This window comes from Marivita cryptomonadis (genome assembly GCF_002115725.1).
In the GTDB taxonomy this organism is placed as follows: Bacteria; Pseudomonadota; Alphaproteobacteria; order Rhodobacterales; family Rhodobacteraceae; genus Marivita; species Marivita cryptomonadis.
This window is the reverse complement of the sequence record NZ_JFKD01000106.1, coordinates 1-736: the sequence shown is the minus strand read 5'-3', so window position 1 is coordinate 736 and position 736 is coordinate 1. Positions and strand designations below refer to the sequence as shown.

The 736-nt window shown below is 56.7% G+C and carries 1 protein-coding gene; it reads left to right on the top strand.

What is annotated here, in order from left to right; translation table 11 throughout:
* Positions 1-16: 16 nt before the first annotated feature.
* A partial coding sequence (gene istA / locus MCRY_RS22520; protein WP_139834183.1) for an IS21 family transposase occupies positions 17-736 on the top strand: 720 nt, incomplete at its 3' end.

Below are 736 nucleotides of genomic sequence, written 5' to 3'. Positions count from 1 at the left end.
ATATGGAGTGATCGACATGGGATTTTTGAGTGTCATTCGACGCTGGGCATTGCGTGACAAAATGCCAATCAGAGAGATTGCCCGTCGCACGGGTCTATCTCGGAACACGGTTAAGAAGTATCTGCGCGAGGGCATTGTCGAGCCTAAGTTCAAGACACCGTCGCGACCGACCAAGCTGGACCCGTTCGCGGACCGGTTGTCAGCTTGGTTGCTTACGCAGACGCGTAAATCGCGCAAAGAGCGTCGAACCGTCAAACAGATGCACGCGGATCTGGTTCAGTTGGGGTATGATGGTTCCTACGAACGTGTTGCGGCCTTTGCCCGTGCATGGCGTGCAGACCGGCAGCGGGCGGAACAGACGACAGGGCGCGGCACTTTCGTGCCTCTGATTTTCCAGCCTGGCGAAGCTTTCCAGTTCGATTGGAGTGAAGACTGGGCCAATATAGGCGGCGAGCGACTGAAGCTTCAGGTTGCGCATATCAAGTTGTCGCACAGCCGGGCGTTCTTGGTCCGGGCTTATCCGCTGCAAACGCACGAGATGCTGTTTGACGCCCATTGGCATGCGTTCCGTGTGTTTGGCGGCGTTCCCAGCCGCGGCATCTATGACAATATGAAGACGGCGGTTGATCGCGTTGGTAAGGGCAAGCAGCGGGACATCAACCCCCGTTTCAAGGCGATGGCCAGCCACTACGTCTTTGAGCCCGAGTTTTGCAATCCAGCTTCAGGCTGGGAGAAA